Origin of the sequence: Mesorhizobium marinum (assembly GCF_040813675.1) — a bacterium.
Lineage (GTDB): Bacteria > Pseudomonadota > Alphaproteobacteria > Rhizobiales > Rhizobiaceae > Mesorhizobium_K > Mesorhizobium_K marinum.
In genome coordinates this window covers 28,191-48,725 of record NZ_JBFOCI010000008.1, presented here as the reverse complement: position 1 = coordinate 48,725, position 20,535 = coordinate 28,191, and the positions used below count along the sequence as shown (strand labels likewise).

General features: G+C 66.9%; 23 protein-coding genes. 18 read left to right on the top strand and 5 right to left on the bottom strand.

Going from position 1 to position 20,535, the window contains the following annotated elements:
- The first annotated feature begins 7 nt into the window (after window positions 1-7).
- Window positions 8-748: an AzlC family ABC transporter permease gene (locus ABUE31_RS20705; protein WP_367725650.1), complete on the top strand. Its 741-nt coding sequence runs from the start codon at window positions 8-10 to the stop codon at window positions 746-748.
- On the top strand, window positions 745-1,095 hold the full coding sequence (locus tag ABUE31_RS20700) for an AzlD domain-containing protein (protein ID WP_367725649.1): 351 nt from the start codon (window positions 745-747) through the stop codon (window positions 1,093-1,095). Before ABUE31_RS20705 ends, ABUE31_RS20700 begins: the two co-directional genes overlap by 4 nt.
- Window positions 1,096-1,101: 6 nt before the next feature.
- On the opposite strand, the gene ABUE31_RS20695 is transcribed toward ABUE31_RS20700, so the two are convergent.
- Complete coding sequence (locus tag ABUE31_RS20695; RefSeq protein ID WP_367725648.1) at window positions 1,102-1,521, bottom strand: HIT family protein; 420 nt, start codon at window positions 1,519-1,521, stop codon at window positions 1,102-1,104.
- Between the two features lie 75 nt (window positions 1,522-1,596).
- Here ABUE31_RS20695 and ABUE31_RS20690 point away from each other — a divergent pair, with 75 nt between their 5' ends.
- Window positions 1,597-1,929, top strand: coding sequence for a DMT family transporter (locus ABUE31_RS20690; protein ID WP_437344167.1), 333 nt, complete (start codon window positions 1,597-1,599; stop codon window positions 1,927-1,929).
- On the opposite strand, the gene ABUE31_RS20685 is transcribed toward ABUE31_RS20690, so the two are convergent.
- From ABUE31_RS20685 to ABUE31_RS20675, 3 genes are all read right to left on the bottom strand, one after another.
- Window positions 1,898-3,073, bottom strand: coding sequence for a GNAT family N-acetyltransferase (locus ABUE31_RS20685; protein ID WP_367725727.1), 1,176 nt, complete (start codon window positions 3,071-3,073; stop codon window positions 1,898-1,900). The two genes, ABUE31_RS20690 and ABUE31_RS20685, sit on opposite strands and share 32 nt — an antisense overlap.
- Window positions 3,074-3,184: 111 nt before the next feature.
- Entirely contained in the window at window positions 3,185-3,925 is a 741-nt protein-coding gene (locus tag ABUE31_RS20680; RefSeq protein ID WP_367725646.1) for a glycerophosphodiester phosphodiesterase, read from the bottom strand.
- Window positions 3,926-3,947: 22 nt separating this feature from the next.
- Entirely contained in the window at window positions 3,948-4,412 is a 465-nt protein-coding gene (locus ABUE31_RS20675) for a RidA family protein (protein WP_367725645.1), read from the bottom strand.
- 132 nt (window positions 4,413-4,544) lie between these two features.
- On the opposite strand from ABUE31_RS20675, the gene ABUE31_RS20670 reads away from it, so the two are divergent.
- The 15 genes from ABUE31_RS20670 to ABUE31_RS20600 all read left to right on the top strand — a co-directional run bounded on the left by ABUE31_RS20670 (window position 4,545) and on the right by ABUE31_RS20600 (window position 19,103).
- The gene (locus ABUE31_RS20670) at window positions 4,545-5,363 is read left to right on the top strand and encodes a cell envelope integrity EipB family protein (protein ID WP_367725644.1); all 819 of its coding nucleotides are present in this window, start codon (window positions 4,545-4,547) and stop codon (window positions 5,361-5,363) included.
- A 19-nt stretch (window positions 5,364-5,382) separates the two neighbouring features.
- On the top strand, window positions 5,383-5,700 hold the full coding sequence (locus ABUE31_RS20665; RefSeq protein ID WP_367725643.1) for a DUF4031 domain-containing protein: 318 nt from the start codon (window positions 5,383-5,385) through the stop codon (window positions 5,698-5,700).
- A 204-nt stretch (window positions 5,701-5,904) separates the two neighbouring features.
- Window positions 5,905-6,681: a 30S ribosomal protein S2 gene (rpsB, locus tag ABUE31_RS20660; RefSeq protein ID WP_367725642.1), complete on the top strand. Its 777-nt coding sequence runs from the start codon at window positions 5,905-5,907 to the stop codon at window positions 6,679-6,681.
- 109 nt (window positions 6,682-6,790) lie between these two features.
- Window positions 6,791-7,714 carry a translation elongation factor Ts gene (gene tsf, locus ABUE31_RS20655; RefSeq protein WP_367725641.1) on the top strand — a complete coding sequence of 308 codons (924 nt, stop codon included), beginning with the start codon at window positions 6,791-6,793 and terminating at the stop codon, window positions 7,712-7,714.
- A gap of 158 nt (window positions 7,715-7,872) precedes the next feature.
- Window positions 7,873-8,586 (top strand): UMP kinase, encoded by a 714-nt coding sequence (gene pyrH, locus ABUE31_RS20650; RefSeq protein ID WP_367725640.1) that lies wholly within the window; start codon window positions 7,873-7,875, stop codon window positions 8,584-8,586.
- Window positions 8,587-8,631: 45 nt separating this feature from the next.
- Complete coding sequence (gene frr, locus ABUE31_RS20645; RefSeq protein ID WP_367725639.1) at window positions 8,632-9,189, top strand: ribosome recycling factor; 558 nt, start codon at window positions 8,632-8,634, stop codon at window positions 9,187-9,189.
- A gap of 40 nt (window positions 9,190-9,229) precedes the next feature.
- Window positions 9,230-9,961 carry an isoprenyl transferase gene (locus tag ABUE31_RS20640; RefSeq protein WP_437344165.1) on the top strand — a complete coding sequence of 244 codons (732 nt, stop codon included), beginning with the start codon at window positions 9,230-9,232 and terminating at the stop codon, window positions 9,959-9,961.
- Window positions 9,958-10,800, top strand: a complete 843-nt coding sequence (locus ABUE31_RS20635; RefSeq protein WP_437344164.1) for a phosphatidate cytidylyltransferase — start codon at window positions 9,958-9,960, stop codon at window positions 10,798-10,800. The genes ABUE31_RS20640 and ABUE31_RS20635 overlap by 4 nt, the downstream gene beginning before the upstream one ends.
- Window positions 10,801-10,885: 85 nt before the next feature.
- Window positions 10,886-12,025 (top strand): RIP metalloprotease RseP, encoded by a 1,140-nt coding sequence (gene rseP, locus ABUE31_RS20630; protein WP_367725637.1) that lies wholly within the window; start codon window positions 10,886-10,888, stop codon window positions 12,023-12,025.
- A 222-nt stretch (window positions 12,026-12,247) separates the two neighbouring features.
- Window positions 12,248-14,635, top strand: coding sequence for an outer membrane protein assembly factor BamA (gene bamA / locus ABUE31_RS20625; RefSeq protein WP_367725636.1), 2,388 nt, complete (start codon window positions 12,248-12,250; stop codon window positions 14,633-14,635).
- A 61-nt stretch (window positions 14,636-14,696) separates the two neighbouring features.
- Window positions 14,697-15,755, top strand: a complete 1,059-nt coding sequence (gene lpxD, locus ABUE31_RS20620; RefSeq protein ID WP_367725635.1) for a UDP-3-O-(3-hydroxymyristoyl)glucosamine N-acyltransferase — start codon at window positions 14,697-14,699, stop codon at window positions 15,753-15,755.
- Window positions 15,748-16,206 carry a 3-hydroxyacyl-ACP dehydratase FabZ gene (gene fabZ, locus ABUE31_RS20615; RefSeq protein ID WP_367725634.1) on the top strand — a complete coding sequence of 153 codons (459 nt, stop codon included), beginning with the start codon at window positions 15,748-15,750 and terminating at the stop codon, window positions 16,204-16,206. The genes lpxD and fabZ overlap by 8 nt, the downstream gene beginning before the upstream one ends.
- A gap of 14 nt (window positions 16,207-16,220) precedes the next feature.
- Complete coding sequence (gene lpxA, locus ABUE31_RS20610; RefSeq protein WP_367725633.1) at window positions 16,221-17,063, top strand: acyl-ACP--UDP-N-acetylglucosamine O-acyltransferase; 843 nt, start codon at window positions 16,221-16,223, stop codon at window positions 17,061-17,063.
- Window positions 17,050-17,934 (top strand): LpxI family protein, encoded by an 885-nt coding sequence (locus ABUE31_RS20605; protein ID WP_367725631.1) that lies wholly within the window; start codon window positions 17,050-17,052, stop codon window positions 17,932-17,934. The genes lpxA and ABUE31_RS20605 overlap by 14 nt, the downstream gene beginning before the upstream one ends.
- The gene (locus ABUE31_RS20600) at window positions 17,931-19,103 is read left to right on the top strand and encodes a lipid-A-disaccharide synthase (RefSeq protein WP_367725630.1); all 1,173 of its coding nucleotides are present in this window, start codon (window positions 17,931-17,933) and stop codon (window positions 19,101-19,103) included. The genes ABUE31_RS20605 and ABUE31_RS20600 overlap by 4 nt, the downstream gene beginning before the upstream one ends.
- Window positions 19,104-19,154: 51 nt before the next feature.
- On the opposite strand, the gene gltA is transcribed toward ABUE31_RS20600, so the two are convergent.
- Window positions 19,155-20,438, bottom strand: coding sequence for a citrate synthase (gltA, locus tag ABUE31_RS20595; protein ID WP_367725629.1), 1,284 nt, complete (start codon window positions 20,436-20,438; stop codon window positions 19,155-19,157).
- Between the last annotated feature and the right edge of the window lie 97 nt (window positions 20,439-20,535).

Sequence of the window (20,535 nt, the reverse complement as noted above, 5' to 3'; positions counted from 1 at the left end):
CGTTCAGATGCCTTCACACGCCGATCCCGCGATTCCGGGCTTTGCCGAACGCCGCCGCTGGTATTTTCGCGGCGCGGCGAAGGTGGTGTCGGTTCCCGGCCTCATCCTGTGCACCGCACATATCGGCTTCGCCGGGCTGGCGCAGGAGGCCGGCATCACCATGGCGCAGGCCGTGTTCATGGTGCTCTTCATCTGGGCGCTGCCGGGCATGGTGGTGCTGGTCGGAGCCGTCCTCTCGGGCGCGGGACTGCTTGCCGCGGCGTTCGCGGTCGCTCTCTCGTCGGTGAGGCTGACGCCGATGGTCGTGGCGCTCGTGCCGGAACTGCGGGGACCGCGCACGCGCAGGATCACGCTCTACCTGCTCGCGCATTTCATCGCCGTGACATCCTGGGTGATCGCGCTGGAGACGGTGCGCAGCGTGCCCCGCGACCTCAGGACAAGCTACTATTTCGGCCTCGGCTCGACCCTGGTCTGGGTCAACATGATCGTCGTCGCGGTGGTCTACCTGGTCGCTCAGGGCTTGCCGCCAGTGGTCAACGCCGGGCTGTTCCTGCTGACGCCGATGTACTTCCTGACGTCGCTGTGGGGGTCGGCGCGCGAGCGCACGGCGCATGTCGCGATGGTGCTCGGGCTCGGGCTCGGCCCGCTCCTGCATCTCCTCGCGCCCGCCTTCGACCTGGTCGGCGCCGGCCTGATCGGCGGCGGGCTTGCCTACGCCGTGCACCTCTTCGGCAGGAGGTCGGCATGACCCTTGGCGCGATCGAGGCCTGGTGGTGGCCCTACGTCTTCATCCTCGCCGCGGGCTGGGCGGCGACTTATCCGTGGCGCGCGCTCGGCGTCTATCTCGGCGGGCGCCTGCGCGAGGACGCCGAAGTGCTGGTGCTCGTGCGCGCGATCGCCACGGCGCTGGTGGCGGCAGTCATCGGCAACCTGATCTGCTTTCCGGCGGGACCGGCCGCCGAAACCTCGCTCGCCCTGCGCCTGTTGTCGGCCGCCGCCGGCTTCGCCGCCTATTTCTTCATAGCCCGCAAGGTCCTGCTCGGCATCGTCGTCGCCGAAGCGGTCTTCGGCCTGGGGTTCTGGCTCGGCTACTGACGGCGCTCAGGCGAGGGCGGCGCGGATTTTTTCGGCGTTGGCGGCGAGGACTTCGGGCTTCTCCATGGCGCCCGTATGCGGCTTCAGCAGGACGCCCGCGCGGCGCGGAATGACATGGAAATGCAGGTGGAACACGCTCTGCCCGGCGGGTGCTTCGTTGAACTGCATGATCGTCACCCCGTCTGCCGCGAACGCCTTCTTGGTCGCGACCGCGAGTTTCTGGACGACCGCGATCGTCTTGGCGAGGACCGCCGGGGAGGCGTCGAGGATGTTGCGCGAGGGCGTTCTCGGCACGACCAGGACGTGGCCTTCGGCCTGCGGCATGACATCCATGAAGGCGATCACGTCGTCGTCCTCGTAGACGCGCTGCGAGGGAATTTCGCCGCGCAGGATCTTGGCGAAGATGTTGGTGTCGTCATAGCTCATCGTCGGTCTCTCGCGCTTGTCGCAATGGCATAATGGCCGGGCGAATCGTCTCGTTCAACGGGCAGGCTCCCTATGTTGCTCAACTATGTCTACCTGGTGGTCGCCATCCTGTTCGAAGTGGTGGCGACGACGGCGCTGAAGCAGACCGAAGGATTTACCCGGCTGGCGCCGTCGCTCGTGTCCGTCGCTGGCTATGCGCTGGCCTTCTATTTCCTGTCGCTGCCCCTGCGCACCATGCCGGTCGGCGTGGTCTATGCGCTCTGGTGCGGCGCCGGCATCATCTTCATAACGGTGATCGGCTGGGTGTGGTTCAGGCAGGCGCTCGACCTGCCGGCGCTTGCCGGGATGGCGCTGATCATGGCCGGGGTGGCGGTGATCAATCTGTTTTCGAAGACGATTGTCCACTGAACTGGAGTTCGCCCCTGCGGAAGGGGGCGTGCTCGCCGAGATATTCGCCCATGCGCTCGACCTCGCGCCGTTCGCGCTTGAGGTAGTCGGCGACGGCGGCGCGAAGGCCGGGATGCGCCAGGAAATGCGCCGACTGGGTCGTCACCGGCCGGTAGCCGCGCGCCAGCTTGTGCTCGCCCTGCGCGCCGGCCTCGACGACCTTGAGCTTCCTGTCGATCGCGAAGTCGATCGCCTGATGGTAGCAGACCTCGAAATGCAGGTAGGGGTGGTCCTCGATGCAGCCCCAGTTGCGGCCGTAGAGCGTGTCGGAGCCGATGAAGTTGATGGCGCCGGCGATATAGCGCCCGTTGCGCTTCGCCATGACCAGCAGCACGTCGCCGGACATGCGTTCGCCGACCAGCGAAAAGAACGTGCGGTTGAGGTATGGGCGGCCCCATTTGCGGCCGCCGGTGTCCATGTAGAAGGCGAAGAAGTCGTCCCAGACCTTTTCCGTGAGGTCGCTGCCGGTCAGCCAGTCGATCCCGATGCCCGAAGACAAGGCCTCGCGCCGCTCCTTCTTCAGTGCCTTGCGCTTGCGCGAGGCGAGCGTTGCGAGGAAGTCGTCGTAGCTGGAATAGCCCTCGTTGACGAAATGGAACTGCTGGTCGATGCGGCGCAGGAAATGTGCGGCCTCCAGCGCGGCGATGTCGTCCGGTTCGGCGAAGGTGACATGCGCGGAGGAGACGCCGACGGCTTCCGCGACCTGCCGGAGGCCCTCGGCGAGCGCTGCCTTGACGGTTGCGGCGTCGGCTTCGCGGTGCACGAGCAGGCGAGGGCCGGTCGCGGGCGTGAACGGCACGGATGCCTGCAGCTTCGGGTAGTAGCTGCCGCCGGCCCGCTCGAAGGCGTCGGCCCAGCCGTGGTCGAAGACGTATTCGCCCTGGCTGTGCGATTTCGCGTAGCAGGGCACGACCCCGAGCAACGCGCCGCCGGCATCCTCGAGCCTGAGGTGGTGGCCTTGCCAGCCGGTCTTGCGCACCGCGCAGCCGGTCTCTTCGAGGATATCAAGAAAATCAAATGAAACGAAAGGGTTGTACGGCGTTTCGTTAGCGGTTCGCGAGGTGCCGATGAGCGCACCCCACTCGTCTTTCGTGAACGCCGACATGCCCGGCGCGACGCGGATCGAAAGCCCGCCGCCCGCCGCAGGCCGCTCCGCGCTTTCACCCTGGCTTGCCATTGCCCTGCTAATCTATGCTGCTCTGCAACATAAGCAAGGTCAGCTTGTCGCGGCGATGCCCAGTGCGTCGGGATCGAACCCCTCGAAGGTCATCTGGTCGGCATATCTGAAGGTGAGGTCGACGGCCGGGCGGTCGCGCACGGTCCAGGTGATGACCGGCATCTTCAGCCGTTCGCGCACGAAGCCGACGAAAGGATTGGGCAGGTCGCCGGCGGCGTAGGACGTGAAGTCGAGGCCGTGCGCCAGCATCGAGAAGTGCCCCTCGACAAGACGGTTGTCCCTGCCATAGGCGGTGAGGCCGGCCGGGATGTCCGGCATGTGGGCGCGGAAGTCGCGGATCAGCCAGTGGTCGAAGGACATGATCGCGACGTCTCCCCTGTAGGCGTTCAGCTTGGCGGCGACCGCCTCGACGAAGCCGTCGTCATGGCCGGCGACGCCCTTCAGTTCGATCACCAGCGGGACCCGGCCGCGTACCAGGTCCAGGAGGTCGTCGAGCAGCGGCACGTGGTCCTGCGTCCCGCCGACCTTCAGCGCCCGCAACTCGGCGGCCGTCCGCTGCCAGACGGCGGCATCGACGCCCGTCAGGCGCTTCAGGTCGTCGTCGTGAATGACCACTGGCACCCGGTCCGCAGACAGCTGCAGGTCGCACTCGATGGCGAAGTTCTTCTCCACCGCCAGGTGAAAGGCCGAAAGCGTGTTCTCCCAGACCTGCCGGTTGAGGTCGTGCAGGCCACGATGGGCGATCGGCCTCTTGGTGAGCCAGGAAAGGTCCTTGGTCATGGCGGCGCCGGTCCTTGATCGCTCAGGCGAATTCGATCACGGCTTCGACCTCAACGGCCGCGTTCAGCGGCAGCGAGGCGGTGCCGACGGCCGAGCGCGCATGCTTGCCGCTCTCGCCGAACGCGTCGGCCAGGAAGTTCGATGCGCCGTTGGCGACGAGATGCTGTTCGGTGAAGCCGGAGGCCGAAGCGACGAACACGGTGATCTTCACGATGCGCGCGATCCGCTCGAGGTCGCCGAGCGCGGCCTTCGCCTGGGCGAGCACGTTGATCGCGCACAGCCTGGCCGCCTCCGCGCCAGCCGCCGTGTCGAGATCGCGGCCAAGGAGGCCCGACGCCTCCAGCTTGCCGTCCTTGAGCGGGAGCTGGCCGGCAGTGAACAGCAGGTTGCCGGTCATCATGAAGGGCACGTAGTTGGCAGCCGGAGCCGCGGCCGCCGGCAGCGTCACGCCAAGAGTGCTTAGCCGCTTTTCGATTGTTTCGCCCATCGTTCTTCCCTATTCCTGTCGTTGGACCGTGATCGCGGCCGAAACTGCTATTTTTGCCTCGCTTCCGCCACGACTTTTTTTATGGTGTGGCATCTTGACTGCGGCCCGCGCCGCACTTGCCTGGAGTCCTTCATGCGCATTGCGCGTCTTGTGCTTGCCGCGATCTTCGCAGCGCCCGTTTCTGCCGCCGTCGCCATGCCGCTCGCCCAGCATCGCGCGGTGTACGACCTCAGGCTGACCGCCTCTTCGGAAGGCTCCGGCATCACCGGCATCACCGGCCGCATGGTCTACGAGATCAGGGGATCGGCATGCGACGGCTACACGGTCCGCTTCCGCTACGTGACGGAATCGAGCACGCGCGACGCCTCGCAGATCACCGACCAGCAGACGACCACCTTCGAGGACGGCGAGGGCAAGCAGTTCAACTTCGCCACGAAGTCCTACACCGACCAGAACCTCGACAAGGAACTGCGCGGCAGCGCCACGCGCGAGCCGGACGGGGTGAAGATCCAGATCGACAAGCCCGAGTCGAAGAGCTTCGAGCTGCACCCGACGCAGTTTCCGACCCAGCATCTGGTCGACCTGATCGCCCGGGCGAGGAACGGCGAGACCTTCTACGAAACCAGCATCTTCGATGGCTCGGAGGACGCTGACAAGGCGATGACGACGACTGTTGTCGTCGGCAAGCCGGCAAACACCAGGAGCAACGATCCGGAACTGAAGGCGCTCGCTTCGCTGGCTACCGAAAAGTACTGGCCGGTGGACATCGCCTATTTCGACGAGGCCACCGAAGGCGGCGAGGAGACGCCCGACTACAGGATCAGCTTCAAGCTCTACGAGAACGGGCTGACCCGCGATCTCGACATGGACTACGGCGACTTCACGATCCACGGGCAATTGGTGGACCTCGCCGTTTTTGCGCCCGACGCCAAGTCGACCTGCAACAAGTAGCGGGCAGGGGCGGCCCGGCTTGGCGGTCTATGTCGACGATCCCCTCTGGCGCTGGGCCGGGCACCGGTGGGGCCACATGCTGGCCGACAGCGAAGAGGAACTGCATCGCTTCGCCGCCCTGATCGGCATCCACCGCCTGCTCTACCAGGGGCCGCCGAAGACCTCCGCTCCACACTACGACATTACCGGCCTCGAACGGGCGAGGGCGATCCGGGCCGGCGCGATCGCCTGCAACCGCGAGCAGATCGTCGCGGTGTTCCGGCGGGTGAAGGTGAAGAACGGCAAGGTGCACAGGCCGCGCCGGCATGCGCCGGCGGAGGTCAGGCGGATCGCCTGAACGGTGCAAGGGCTGCGGCGCGCCGAACCGGCCCGACTGCGGCCAGACGCTTGCAATGCTGCGCCGCAGCGTCTATATGCCGCCCCATTCCACACACGGACTTGGTTTCCGGCCGGGAGAAATCCGGCGGCGACCGCCGGTGGCGCATCGGGATGTTCCCGAGACGTCGACGTCCGTGGAGGCCAACCGGAAAGGAACTCTTGAATGGCCCTGCCAGACTTCAGCATGCGCCAGCTTTTGGAAGCTGGTGTTCACTTCGGCCACCAGACCCATCGCTGGAACCCGAAGATGGCCCCGTATATCTACGGCGCCCGCAACAACATCCACGTCATCGACCTCAGCCAGACCGTGCCGCTGCTGCACCAGGCTCTGAAGCAGGTTTCGGACACCGTCGCCAAGGGCGGCCGCGTGCTGTTCGTCGGCACCAAGCGCCAGGCCTCGGACATCGTCGCCGATGCTGCCCAGCGCTCGGCCCAGTACTACGTCAACTCCCGCTGGCTCGGCGGCATGCTGACCAACTGGAAGACGATCTCCAATTCGATCGCACGCCTGCGCAAGCTCGACGAGTTGCTGAGCGGCGAGGCCCAGGGCTTCACCAAGAAGGAGCGCCTGAACCTCGATCGCGAGCGCGAGAAGCTCGACAAGGCGCTCGGCGGCATCAAGGACATGGGCTCGACGCCGGACCTGATGTTCGTGGTCGACACCAACAAGGAGGCGATCGCCATCCTCGAGGCCAAGCGGCTCGGTATCCCGGTCGTGGCGGTGATCGATTCGAACTGCGATCCGGACCTGATCGACTTCCCGATCCCGGGCAATGACGACGCCGCACGCGCCATCGCGCTCTATTGCGAGCTGGTCGCCAAGGCCGCGATCGACGGCATCGCCCGCCAGCAGGGCTCGCTCGGCGTCGACGTCGGCGCGTCGGAAGAGGCTCCGGTGGAGCCGACCCTCGGCGACGCAGAGGCGAAGCCCGAGGCCTGATTCCCGGAGGCCGCGCCGCGGCCCCGGACAACCTACCCGCAGATTGCCGTGCCGGAGCACCATTGAATCCGATGGTGCTCCGGGCGCGTTTCGAGACAAAGAGGCAATGATGAGCATTTCCGCTACCCAGGTGAAGGAACTCCGCGAGCTGACCGGCGCGGGCATGATGGACTGCAAGGCGGCCCTGACCGAGACCAACGGCAACATGGAGGAAGCGGTCGACTGGCTGCGCAAGAAGGGTATCTCCAAGGCCGACAAGAAGGCCGGCCGCACCGCGGCCGAGGGCCTGATCGGCGTCGACGCCGGCCTGCGCGAGGCGGCGGTCGTCGAGGTCAACTCCGAGACCGACTTCGTCGCCCGCAACGACGGCTTCCAGGAGATCGTCCGCAACGTCGCCAAGGTGGCGCTCGCCTTCAACGGCGACGCCGACCAGGTCGCGCACCAGAAGTATCCCGGTTCCGACAAGTCGGTCGCCGAGTCGATCAAGGACGCCGTCGGCACGATCGGCGAGAACATCTCGTTCCGCCGCGCGGCCAAGCTGTCGGTCGCGCAGGGCGCGGTGGCGACCTATGTCCACAACGCCGTCGCCGACAACCTCGGCAAGCTCGGCGTGCTGGTCGCCATCGAGACCGCGGGCGACGCGCACAAGGCCAACGCCTTCGCGCGCCAGGTCGCCATGCATGTCGCCGCCACCAACCCGATGGCGCTGAAGGTCGAGGAACTCGATGCCGCCGCCGTGGAGCGCGAAAAGGCGATCTTCGCGGACCAGGCGCGCCAGTCGGGCAAGCCGGAGAACATCATCGAGAAGATGGTCGAAGGCCGGCTGCGCAAGTTCTACGAGGAAGTCGTGCTTCTCAAGCAGGCCTTCGTGCTCAACCCCGACGTGACGGTGGAGCAGGCGCTGAAGGATGCCGAGAAGGAGATCGGCGCTCCGGCCACGATCACCGCCTATCTGCGCTACGCGCTGGGCGAGGGCATCGAGAAGGAAGCCACCGACTTCGCGGCGGAAGTTGCCGCGACTGTGAAAAAGTAACGCGGCATCAACCGCTTCGGGGCCGTTTCGGACCCGTTATTTCAAGGGCGCCGCGTGACATCGCGGCGCCCTTCGTGTATCGCAAACCCGGCGCCGCGGTCCTGGCCGGACGAGGCGGCGCCCGATCTTACGCGGCAGCCCACTTTCAAGAGGATCCCATGACGGCACGATACCGCCGAGTCCTGCTCAAGGCATCCGGCGAGGCGCTGATGGGCGACCAGCACTTCGGCATCGACGTCTCGGTGGTCGATCGCATCGCTGCCGATATCGCCGAGGCGAGGGCCATGGGCGTCGAGGTCGGCGTCGTCATCGGCGGCGGCAACATCTTCCGCGGCGTGGCCGTTGCGTCGAAGGGCGGCGACCGCGTGACCGGCGACCACATGGGCATGCTGGCGACCGTCATCAACTCGCTGGCGCTGCGGACCTCGCTGGTCAAGCTCGGCGTCGACGCGGTCGTGCTGTCGGCGATCGCAATGCCGGAGCTATGCGAAAGCTTCTCGCAGCGCCAGGCCACGGCCTACATGGACCAGGGCAAGGTGGTGATCTTCGCGGGCGGCACCGGCAACCCCTTCTTCACCACGGATTCGGCGGCTGCGCTGCGCGCCGCCGAGATCGGCGCCGACGCGCTGTTCAAGGGCACGCAGGTGGACGGCGTCTACTCGGCCGACCCCAAGAAGGAGCCCGACGCGGTGCGCTTCGAGCACGTCAGCCATGCCGAGGTGATCGCCAAGGGCCTGGCGATCATGGATACTGCCGCGATCGCGCTTGCGCGCGAAAACCACATTCCGATAATCGTCTATTCGATTCACGAGCGGGGCGGTTTCGGAGCGATATTGCGGGGCGGCGGTCGCTGTACCGTCGTCGCCGACTGATTGACCAGCAAGCAGGCCCGAACGGGACAGTTCGAGGAGTAAGACATGAAGAGTGGTGACTTTGACGACATTCGCAGGCGCATGGACAGCGCCGTCAACGCGTTCAAGCACGACATAGCCTCGCTGCGGACGGGCCGCGCCTCGAGCAATCTTCTCGACGCGGTCCAGGTCAAGGCCTACGGCTCCGAAATGCCGCTGGTGCAGGTCGCCACGGTCGCCGTGCCCGAGCCCCGGATGATCTCGGTTTCCGTCTGGGACAAGTCGATGGTCGGCGCGGTCGACCGCGCCATCCGCGAGGCCAATCTCGGCTTCAACCCGATCGTCGACGGCGCCATGCTGCGCATTCCGCTGCCCGAACTGAACGAGCAGCGGCGCAAGGAACTCGTCAAGATCGCGCACGGTTACGCCGAGAATGCGCGCGTGGCGATCCGCCATGTCCGCCGCGACGGGATGGACTTCCTCAAAAAGTCCGAAAAGGATGGCGACATCAGCGAGGACGACCACCGCCGCGAGGCGGACCGAGTCCAGAAGCTGACCGACGAGACGATCGCAACGGTCGACAGCCTGCTATCCGGCAAGGAAGCCGAGATCATGCAGGTATGACCTGCTGTCCCCGCCGACAGGCGGGGATGAAAGAGACGAGATGAGCACGCCCGAGCATGTCGCGATCATCATGGACGGCAACGGCCGCTGGGCGAAGGCGCGCGGCCTGCCGCGCGTTGCCGGCCACCGCGCAGGCGTCGAGGCGCTGCGCAACGCCGTGCGCGCCGCCGGCGACGCCGGCATCGGCTGGCTGACCGTCTACGCTTTTTCGTCGGAGAACTGGTCGCGGCCGAAATCGGAGGTCAGCGACCTGATGGGGCTGCTGAAACTCTTCATCCGGCGCGACCTGGCCGAACTGCACCAGAGCGGTGTCAGGGTGCGCATCATCGGCGAGCGGCAGGGCCTGACGCCCGACATCGCCGGGCTGCTCGAGGAGGCCGAGACGCTGACGGCCGGCAACCGCATGCTCGACCTCGTCATCGCCTTCAACTATGGCGGCCGCGACGAGATCGTGCGAGCCACGCGTCGCGTGGCGGAGGCGATCCGGCTCGGCGACCTGAAGAGCGACGACGTCACACCCGACGTTTTCGCTGGCTTCCTGGACACGGCCGGAATGCCCGATCCGGACCTGGTGATCCGCACCAGCGGCGAACAGCGCATGTCGAACTTCCTGCCGTGGCAGTCCGCCTACAGCGAACTCGTGTTCCTGCCCTGCTACTGGCCCGATTTCACGCGCGAGCATTTCGACGACGCGCTTCGGCAGTATGCCGCGCGCGAGCGGCGATTCGGCGGCGTCACGGCGCAAGGCGTCGCGCAGGGCGTGGCGTCGTGAGCGCGGGCGCTCCGGGCGGCGGCCTGAGCAACCTGCAGCTGCGCATCATCTCGTCGGTGGTGCTGATCACCGCGGTCCTCGCCGTCACCTATGTCGGCGGCGTCGCCTTCCGCATCCTCGCGGCCGCGATCGCCGGCGCGATGTTCTACGAATGGTGCACGATCTCCGGCAAGCCGGGAGCGAAACGCTCGCAAGCGGTCGCCGGCGTGCTGCTCGGCGTCGTGCTTGTCGCGATGGTGCTCGGCTACGCGGCCATCGGCGTCCTAGGGCTGCTCGTCCTGTCGGTTGCGGCGAGCCTGCTGGAAAGCCGGGTCGGCGGGCAGGGGGGCTGGGCGCCGTCCGGGCTTGCCTATGCCGGTCTTGCCGGACTGTCGCTCGGATGGCTGCGCGGCGACGGCCATGACGGGCTGGTCGCCATCCTCTTCCTGTTCGCCGTGGTGTGGGCGACCGACATCTGCGCCTATTTCGTCGGCCGGTCGCTCGGCGGCCCCAAGCTGGCTCCCGCGATCTCGCCGGGCAAGACGCAGAGCGGCGCACTCGGCGGCGCTGTCGGCGGCGTGCTGGCGGGCGTCGCGGTGGCCGCGGCGTCGGGCCTCGGCAACCTGCCGCTGCTGGCGCTGGTCGCCTTCGCGCTGTCGGTCATCTCGCAGGGCGGCGACCTCTTCGAATCGTGGATCAAGCGGCGCCACGGCGTGAAGGACTCCGGCAACCTGATTCCCGGCCATGGCGGCGTCTTCGACCGCGTCGACGGGCTTGTCGCCGCGGCAATCGCCCTGTACCTCGTCGGGGCGCTGATGGCCGGCGCCGACAACCCCGCGCAAGGCCTGTTTGCAAGCTGAGCGGCATGGTGCGCGAATCGCCGCGCCACGGATTCGCCCCGATTGAGGCCACAGTTGCGGCTCCGCGCCGTTTTGAGGGAACGACTTGAACGAAACGCTTTCAACGCTCCTGGGCACCGACAGCCTGCTGGTCGGCACGATCATTCCGTTCCTGTTCGTGCTGACCGTCGTCGTGTTCGTCCACGAGATGGGGCACTACCTGGTCGGCCGCTGGTGCGGCATCGGCGTCAAGGCCTTCTCGATCGGCTTCGGCCCGGAACTGATCGGCTTCAACGACCGGCGCGGCACGCGCTGGAAGCTCTCCGCGATTCCGCTCGGCGGCTATGTGAAGTTCGTCGGCGACATGAACGCGACAAGCACGCCGGACGCCGGCGAGATCGAATCGCTGAGCGACAGCGACCGCAAGATCGCCTTCCACACGCAGCCCGTGTGGAAGCGCGCGGCCACCGTGGTTGCCGGGCCTGCCTTCAATTTCCTGCTGGCGATCGCCGTCTACGCCGTGCTGTTCACCATCTACGGCAAGATGGTGATGGAGCCGGTGGTGGCCGAGGTTCGGCCGGACAGCCCGGCCGCCGCGGCCGGCTTCCTGCCGGGCGACCGATTCGTCAGCGTCGACGGGACGCCGGTCGAGACCTTCGCCGACGTGCAGCGCATGGTGTCGGGACGCGCCGGCGACCCGATCGTCTTCGTGCTCGCGCGGGACGGCGGCGACGTCACGCTGACGGCGACGCCGGAGGTGATGGAGCAGACCGACGCGCTCGGCAACGTCGTCAAGATCGGCGTGATCGGCGTGGTGAACACGGTCGAATCGGGCCAGCCCAAGCTGATCACGTTCACGCCCGGCGAGGCACTGGTCGAGGCGGTCTACGACACCGGCCACATCATCGCCCGCACCGGTCAATTTCTGAAACGCTTCGTCGTCGGGCGTGAGGACAAGTGCCAGCTCGGCGGCCCGGTGAAGATCGCCAAGATATCGGGGCAGGCGGCCAAGCTCGGATTCGACTGGGTCGTCCAGCTCGTCGCCATGCTGTCTGTGGGCATCGGCATCCTCAACCTATTGCCCATTCCGCCGCTCGATGGAGGACATCTTGTGTTCTACGCGCTGGAGGCCGTGAAGGGCCGTCCGGTGTCGGAGCGGGCGATGGATGCGGTCTATCGGGTCGGCATGTTCCTGGTGCTGGCCTTCATGGGCTTCGTTTTCTGGAACGACCTCTTTGGGTGTTGAAATCATGAACGAATCTGCCATGGCTATAAGCCGAATTGAGGCGCCGTTTACCATGACGGGGGATATGCGTGACGCGAAAGCCACGCGGCTTGGTTAAGTAAACACAAATTAACCAGGAGCCTTGCTTGTAGGGCAAATCCGGTTAATACGGTTCAGAGAAATGCACCGCGACGTCCGGTTTTCTCGCCGTGGGGACTTCGAGAAAAAGGGTACATAAGTTTAATGAAGGCAGCATCCGGGTTTTTTAGCGCCGCTTCGGCGGTGGCTTTGTCTGCGGCCTTGGCGGTGCCTGGCGCATTCGTCGTGCAGCTTGCGGCGGTGTCCGTCGCGCAGGCGGCGGTCGTCTCCTCGATCGACGTTCGCGGCAACCAGCGCGTCGACGCGCAGACGATTCGCGACTACCTGACCATCAAGCCCGGCCGCTCGTTCTCGACGATCGACATCGACGAATCCGTCAAGCGCCTGTTCGGCACCGGCCTGTTCTCCGATGTCAGCGTCAACCAGGTCGGCAGCACGCTGGTCGTGCAGGTTTCCGAGTACCAGATCGTCAACCAGGTGCTCTTCCAGGGCAACAAGAAGATCAAGGACGCGCAGCTGTCGATGACGGCGCAGCTGAAGCCGCGCGGCACCTTCTCGCCCGACCAGATGGACGCCGACGTCGAGGCGATCCGCCAGGCCTATTCGCGCATCGGCCGCGACGACGCGACCGTTTCGGCGCGCACGATGGACCTCGGCGACAACCGCGTGAACGTCGTCTACGAGATCAACGAAGGCGGCCGCACCAAGATCAAGACGATCAACTTCGTCGGCAACGAGGCCTTTGGCGACCGGCGCCTGTCAGACGTCATCACCACCAAGGAATCGACGCTGCTGTCGTTCGTGCTGCGCGACGACATCTATGCCGAGGACCGGCTGCGCGCCGACGAGGAGGCGCTGCGCCGCTTCTACTTCAACCGCGGCTATGCCGACTTCCAGGTCGTCTCCGCCTTCGGCGAGCTCGACGAGGCGACGAACGAATACACGGTCACCTTCACCGTCGACGAGGGCCAGCGCTACACCTTCGCCGACGTCAGCGTCGACAGCACGCTGCCGGATGTTCCCGGCGAGACGCTGATGCCGATGGTCAAGACCAAGACCGGCGACGTCTACAGCGCCAAGGACATCGAAGACACCATCATCCGCCTGACCGAGCACCTCGCCGGCATGGGCTACGCCTTCGCGCAGGTGACCCCGCGCGGCGACCGCAACTTCGAGAACCGCACCATCTCGGTCGTCTACGCGATCGACCAGGGCGCCAAGACCTATGTCGAGCGCATCGAGATCCGCGGCAACACCCGCACGCGCGACTACGTCATCCGCCGCGAGTTCGACGTCAGCGAAGGCGACGCGTTCAACCAGGTCCTGATCCAGCGCGCCAAGCGCCGGCTGGAGAAGCTCGGCTTCTTCGAGACGGTCGACGTGGCGACGGCGCCGGGCTCGGAAGCCGACCAGGTCATCCTGGTGGTCGACGTGGTCGACAAGTCGACCGGCGAATTCTCGATCGGCGCGGGCTACACGACCGGCGGCGACGATCCCGGCCCGCAGATCGAGGGATCGATCACCGAGCGCAACTTCCTGGGACGCGGCCAGTACATCAAGTTCTCGGCCGGTGGCGGACAGGATTCGCGCCAGTACCAGCTGTCCTTCACCGAGCCCTATTTCCTGGGCCGGCGCATCGCGGCGGGCTTCGACGTCTATTACCGGACACGCAGCTACGACGACTACGACAGCACGACGACGGGCGGCTCGATCCGCTTCGGCCTGCCGATCACCGAGAACCTGTCGACGCAGCTCGCCTACAACCTGTCGCGCGAAGAGTACGAGCTGGATGACAAGTGCGAGCCTCTCTCGCCCGGCGATGTAGGATTCCCGAATGTCAATCCTTGCGGAATCTCGACGGCTATCCTTCAGGGCGTGGCGACGAGCCCGTGGATCAAGTCATCGGTTTCTGCCGGCCTTGTCTACAACACGATCGACGACATGAATAACCCGCATTCGGGCATCTACGCCAATGCGGTGTTGGAGGCGGCCGGCCTCGGCGGCGACGCCGAGTTCCTGAAGGCGACGGCGCGCGCGACCTACTACCACACCATCTCCGAGGAGATGGACATCGTCGGCCTGGTGACCGGCGGCGGCGGCCACATCATGGGCTGGGGCGACGACGGTCTGCGCATCTTCGACCAGTTCAAGAGCAACGACCGCATGATCCGCGGCTTCAAGTATGGCGGTATCGGCCCTTACGACTCGAATTCGACGGACAATGATCACCTGGGCGGCACGACCTATTTCAATGCCTCGGTCGAGGCCCAGTTCCCGATGCCGGTGATCCCGGAAAGCCTGGGGCTTCGCGCCGCCGTCTTCGCCGACGCCGCGACGCTGTTCGGCAGCGACATCAATGTGGCGGGCACCAACGTCCAGGGCAGCGACATGGAATGGCGTGCCTCGGTCGGCGCCGGCCTGATCTGGGCGTCGCCCTTCGGCCCGATCCGCATGGACTACGCGGTACCGGTCCTCAAGGAGGACCAGGACGAGGTGCAGGAATTCAGCTTCGGCATGTCGACCCGCTTCTGATCGCGGCGATCCCGTCTTCCCGGTCGCCCGGGAAGACGCCCACACTGGATATCGGTAGACCATGACGGACCCGGTGTTTTTCGTGCCGACCCGCCGGTACACGGCGCAGGAGGTCGCGAATCTCGCCGGGGCCGAGCTTGCCGATCGCGGCCATGCGTCGATCGAGATCAGCGGCATTGCGTCGGCCAGCAATGGCGGCGCGGGCAAGCTGGTTTTCGTCGAGGGCCGCAAGAACGCCCGCCTTGCCGAGACCGTCGAGGCCGCGGCCATCTTCTGCACCGCCGACATGGCCGCCAGCGTGCGGCCGGGCGTCGCCGTTCTGGTGACGCGGCGGCCGCAGGCGGCGTTCGCGGCGATCGGCCGGCTGATGTTTCCGGCGGCGGCCTCCCCGCAGGCGCTGACCGGCGAGACCGGGATTTCCCCGCATGCCTTCGTCGATCCATCGGCGCGGATCGAGCCGGGCGTCATCATCGAGGCCGGCGCCGTGGTCGGGCCGGCGGCGGCGATCGGATCCGCGACGATCATCGGGCCGGGCGCGGTGATCGGGATGCAGTGCCAGATCGGCCGCAGCTGCTATGTCGGGCCGGGCGCCAGCCTCCAGGCGACGCTGGCGGGGGACCGCGTCATCATCCACGCCGGGGCGCGCATCGGCCAGGACGGCTTCGGATTCACCGTGGGAGCCTCCGGGCCGGAGCGCCTGCCGCAGATCGGCCGCGTCGTGATCCAGGACAATGTCGAGGTCGGCGCCAACTCGACCGTCGACCGCGGCGCGCTCGCCGATACGGTGATCGGCGAGAACAGCAAGATCGACAATCTCGTGCAGATCGCGCACAACGTGGTGATCGGCCGCAACTGCCTGATCGCGGCGCAGACCGGCATTTCCGGCTCCGTGACGGTCGGCGACAACGTGGTCATGGGCGGCGGCGTCGGCATTGCGGACCACCTGACCATCGGCGCCGGAGCCCAGCTTGCAGCGGGAAGCGGCTTCATGCATGACGTACCGCCGGGCGAGGTCTGGGGCGGCTATCCGGCCGAGCCGCTGGGGACCATGATGCGCAACGTGGCCACCTTGCGCAAGCTTACGGCAGAGAGATCGAAGCGGGGAAAAACCAATGGCTGAAGCGGGCCTGGAAACAGTCGACATCCTTGAGCTGATGAAGCTCCTGCCGCATCGCTATCCGTTCCTGCTGATCGACCGGATCGTCGACATCGACGGCGACAACTCCGCCACCGGCATCAAGAACGTCACCATCAACGAGCCGCACTTCCAGGGTCATTTCCCGGGACAGCCGGTGATGCCGGGCGTGCTGCTGGTCGAGGCGATGGCGCAGGTGGCCGGCGCAATCTCGCTGCGGGCCGCCGGCAGCGACCAGCCCTCGCTGGTCTATTTCCTGACCATCGACGGGGCAAAATTCCGCAAGCCCGTGGTTCCGGGCGACCAGGTCGAGATCAAGGTCAGGAAGATCAAGAAGCGCGGCAACATCGTGCGCTTCGCCTGCGAGGCCTTCGTCGAGGGGACGATGGTCGCCGAAGCCGAGATCGCGGCGATGCTCGCGCCGGCCGGCGCATGATGGACGCGCATCCGATGCAGCAGACGACCTCGCCAGACACCACGATCCATCCGCTCGCGCTGGTCGAGCCCGGCGCGGAACTGGGCGTCGGCGTGACCGTCGGTCCGTTCTGCCATGTCGAGGCCGGCGCGACGGTTGGCGACCGCGTCGAGCTTTCCAGCCATGTCGTCGTGCATCGCGGCGTGAGCGTCGGAGAGGGCTGCACGGTTTCGTCGATGGCGGTGCTGGGCGCCCCGCCTCAGAACACCAAGCACAAGGGCGGCCCGACCACGCTCGTCATCGGCCGCAAGTGCACCATCCGCGAAGGCGTCACCATGCATCGCGGCACGGACGGCAGCCGCGGCGAGACGACGGTCGGCGACAACGGCAACTTCCTCGCCTATTCGCACATCGCGCATGACTGCGTGGTCGGCAACAACGTGACGATGGCCAACGTGGCGACGCTCGGCGGCCATGTCGAGGTCGGCGACTTCGTGACGCTGGGCGGGCTTGTCGCGGTACACCAGATGACGCGGATCGGCCATCACGCCTTTGCCGGCGGCGCGGCGATCATCGACGGCGACATCATCCCCTATGGCATGGTGATGGGCAACCGGGCGCGCCTGCGGGGGCTGAACGTCATCGGCATGCGCCGCTCCGGCGTCGCGCGGGCCGACATCTTCGCGCTGCGCAAGGCCTACAAGATGATCTTCGACCCCAGGCGCTCGGTAGCCGAGAACATTCCCGACGCCGAGCGCGCGTTCGGCCAGTCGGCGATCGTGCGCGACGTGCTCGACTTCATGCAGGAGCGCGGCAAGCGCCATTTCACCGTTCCGCCGCTGCGCGAGGCAGCCGACGACGACGATGACGACGACTGAGAGCCGGGGCCAGGCCGAACTCCGGTCCGGCGACAGGATCGCGATCATCGCCGGGAGCGGCAGGCTGCCGCTCGACGTTGCCGAAAACCTCGCTTCCCGGGGCTATCCGCCCTTCGTCGTGATGATGCAGGGCGAAGCCGAGCCGGGGCTCGCCGCCTTCGACCATGAAGAACTGGCGCTCGAGAACATCGCCGGCCTCGGCGCCCTGTTCAAGCGACGGGGCATCACCCACGCCGTGATGGCCGGCGGCATCGGCCGGCGGCCGCGGCTGACCGCGCTGCGGCCGAGCCTCGCGCTGCTGCGCTTCCTGCCGCGCGTCATCGCCGGCCTCGGCAAGGGCGACGACGGGGCGCTGCGCGCCCTGGCGGGCGGCCTCGAATCGGTCGGCATCACCCTTGTCGGCGCCCATCAGATCGCGCCCGATCTCCTGGCGTCCGAAGGACAGCTGAACGGCGTCGCACCGCAAAAGGCCGACTGGCGCGACATCGACGCCGGGGCGGCCGCGGCGCGCGCGATCGGCGCGCTCGACATCGGGCAGGCGGCCGTCGCCGTCGGCGGCCGGGCCATCGCGCTGGAGGGCATCGAGGGCACCGACCTGCTTCTGGAGCGGGTGAGAGACCTGCGCTCGCACGGCCGCATCGCCGGCAAGAAGCGCGGCGTGCTCGTCAAATGCGCCAAGCCCGGCCAGGAACTGCGCATCGACCTGCCGACGATCGGGCCGGCGACGGTGACCGGCGCGCATGCGGCGGGGCTCGCCGGCATCGCCGTCGAGGCCGAGCGCTCGCTGGTCCTCGATGCCGCCGGGGTGATCGCCGAAGCCGACAGGCTCGGGCTGTTCGTCGTCGGCCTGCCGCCGGAGCCGGTGTCGTGAGCGACGCGCGGCCGCTGCGGATCGGCATCATCGCCGGCGAGGAATCAGGCGACCTGATCGGCGCCGACACGGTGGCGGCGCTGAAGGCGGCCACCGGCCGCGACGTCGAACTGGTGGGCGTCGGCGGCCGCCATCTCGAGGCGCAGGGCCTGCGTTCGCTGTTTCCGGCCGGCGACATCGCGCTGATGGGCTTTTCGGCCGTGCTTCGCGACGCGCCCCGGCTGATGCGGCGTATCGGCGAGGCGGCGCGCGCCATCGCCGCCGCGAAGCCCGACTGCCTGCTTACCATCGACAATCCCGATTTCACGCTGCGCGTCGGCAGGAAGGTGCGCGCCGCCGCGCCCGGGATCCCGATCGTGCATTATGTTTGCCCGAGCGTGTGGGCGTGGCGGCCGGGCCGGGCGGCCGCGATGAAGCCGCATGTCGACCACATCCTCTGCATCCTGCCGTTCGAGCCGGCCGAACTGGAGCGGCTGGGCGGTCCGCCCGGCACCTTCGTCGGCCACCGGCTGACCAGCGACGCCGGGGTGCGGGCCGCGGCTGCTGCCCAGGCCGCCCCGCGCGACCGCTCTGACGACCGCACGAAGACGCTGCTCCTGCTGCCGGGCTCGCGCAGGGGCGAAGTCAGCAGGCTGCTCGGCCCGTTCGGCGAGACCGTTTCGATCCTGAGAGAGAGGGGACACCGGCTGAAGCTCGTGCTGCCGACCGTGCCGCATGTCGCGGACCTCGTGGCCTCGTCGGTGGCGGGCTGGAGCGACCGGCCGGAGATCGTCACCGATGCGCAAGCCAAGTGGCGCGCCTTCGGCGAGGCGGACGCCGCGCTGATCGCTTCCGGGACGGTGTCGCTGGAGCTGGCGCTCGCCGGCGTGCCGCTGATTTCCTGCTACAAGCTCGACGTGTTCGCGCGCATGGCGCAGCAGTTCATCACGGTGTGGTCGGCGCTGCTGCCGAACCTGATCGCCGACAAGCCGGTCGCGCCGGAGTACTACAACTACATGGTACGCCCGGGAACGCTGGCGCGGACGCTCGAGCAGCTGTTCGCGGACACCGAGATGCGGGCCTGGCAGAAGGCGGGATTCGCCGAGGTTTCGCGGCGCATGACGACCGAGCAGACGTCCGGCGAGATTGCGGCCGGGGTGATCCTGAAAACTGCGGGGATGCGCCGCTAGGCAGCCGGGAGGCCGGGATCGCCCGGCCGCCGACGGCTGTCTTGCCGTGCCTCAGCGCTTGGCGATCGGCACGTAGTCGCGCTCGGCCTCGCCTGTGTAGAGCTGGCGCGGCCGCCCGATCTTCTGCTGCGGATCCTCGATCATCTCCTTCCACTGCGCCACCCAGCCGACGGTGCGCGCGACAGCGAACAGCACGGTGAACATGGTGGTGGGGAAGCCGAGCGCCTTCAGCGTGATGCCGGAATAGAAGTCGACGTTCGGGTAGAGCCGCTTCTCGATGAAGTATTCGTCGGTCAGCGCGATCTTCTCGAGCTCGATGGCGACGTCGAGCATCGGATCGTCCTTGATGCCGAGTTCGCCGAGCACCTCGTGCGCGGTCTTCTGCATGATCTTGGCGCGCGGATCGTAGTTCTTGTAGACGCGGTGGCCAAAGCCCATCAGGCGGAACGGATCGTTCTTGTCCTTGGCGCGGTCGATGAACTCGGGAATGCGGTCGACCGTGCCGATGTCGGCCAGCATGTTGAGCGCGGCCTCGTTGGCGCCGCCGTGCGCCGGGCCCCAGAGCGAGGCGATGCCCGCCGCGATGCAGGCGAACGGGTTGGCGCCCGACGAGCCGGCGAGGCGGACCGTCGAGGTCGAGGCGTTCTGCTCGTGGTCGGCATGCAGGATGAAGATCCGCTCCATCGCGCGGGCGAGCACGGGATTGATCTTGTATTCCTCGCAGGGCACCGCGAAGCACATGTGCAGGAAGTTGGCCGCGTAGTTCAGCTCGTTCTTCGGGTAAACGAAGGGCTGGCCGACGTGGTACTTGTACGCCATCGCCGCGATCGTCGGCATCTTGGCGATCAGCCGCATCGAGGCGACCATGCGCTGGTGCGGATCGGAGATGTCCGTCGAGTCGTGGTAGAAGGCCGAGAGCGCGCCGACCACGCCGCACATCACCGCCATCGGGTGCGCGTCGCGGCGGAAGCCGGTGAAGAAGCGGCTCATCTGCTCGTGCACCATCGTGTGGCGCGTCACGCGGTAGTCGAAATCGTCCTTCTGCGCCTTGGTGGGCAGCTCGCCGTAGAGCAACAGGTAGCAGACTTCGAGGAAATCGCCGTGCTCGGCCAGCTGGTCGATCGGGTAGCCGCGATGCAGCAGGATGCCCTTGTCGCCGTCGATGAAGGTGATCGCCGATTCGCAACTGGCCGTGGAGGTGAAGCCGGGGTCGTAGGTGAAGGCGCCGGTGGTGTTGTAGAGCGAGCCGATGTCGATGACGTCCGGGCCGACCGTGCCGCTGCGCACCTTGAACTCATGGGCTTTGCCGGCAAATTCCAATTTCGCAGTTGTCATCGCAACCTCCTTCAGCCTACCCATTCTATTGTTTTTGAATGCCTGTCTGGCCGGAACCCTGGCACGCGCCGGGGCAGCGCAGACAAGCCCCAACCCC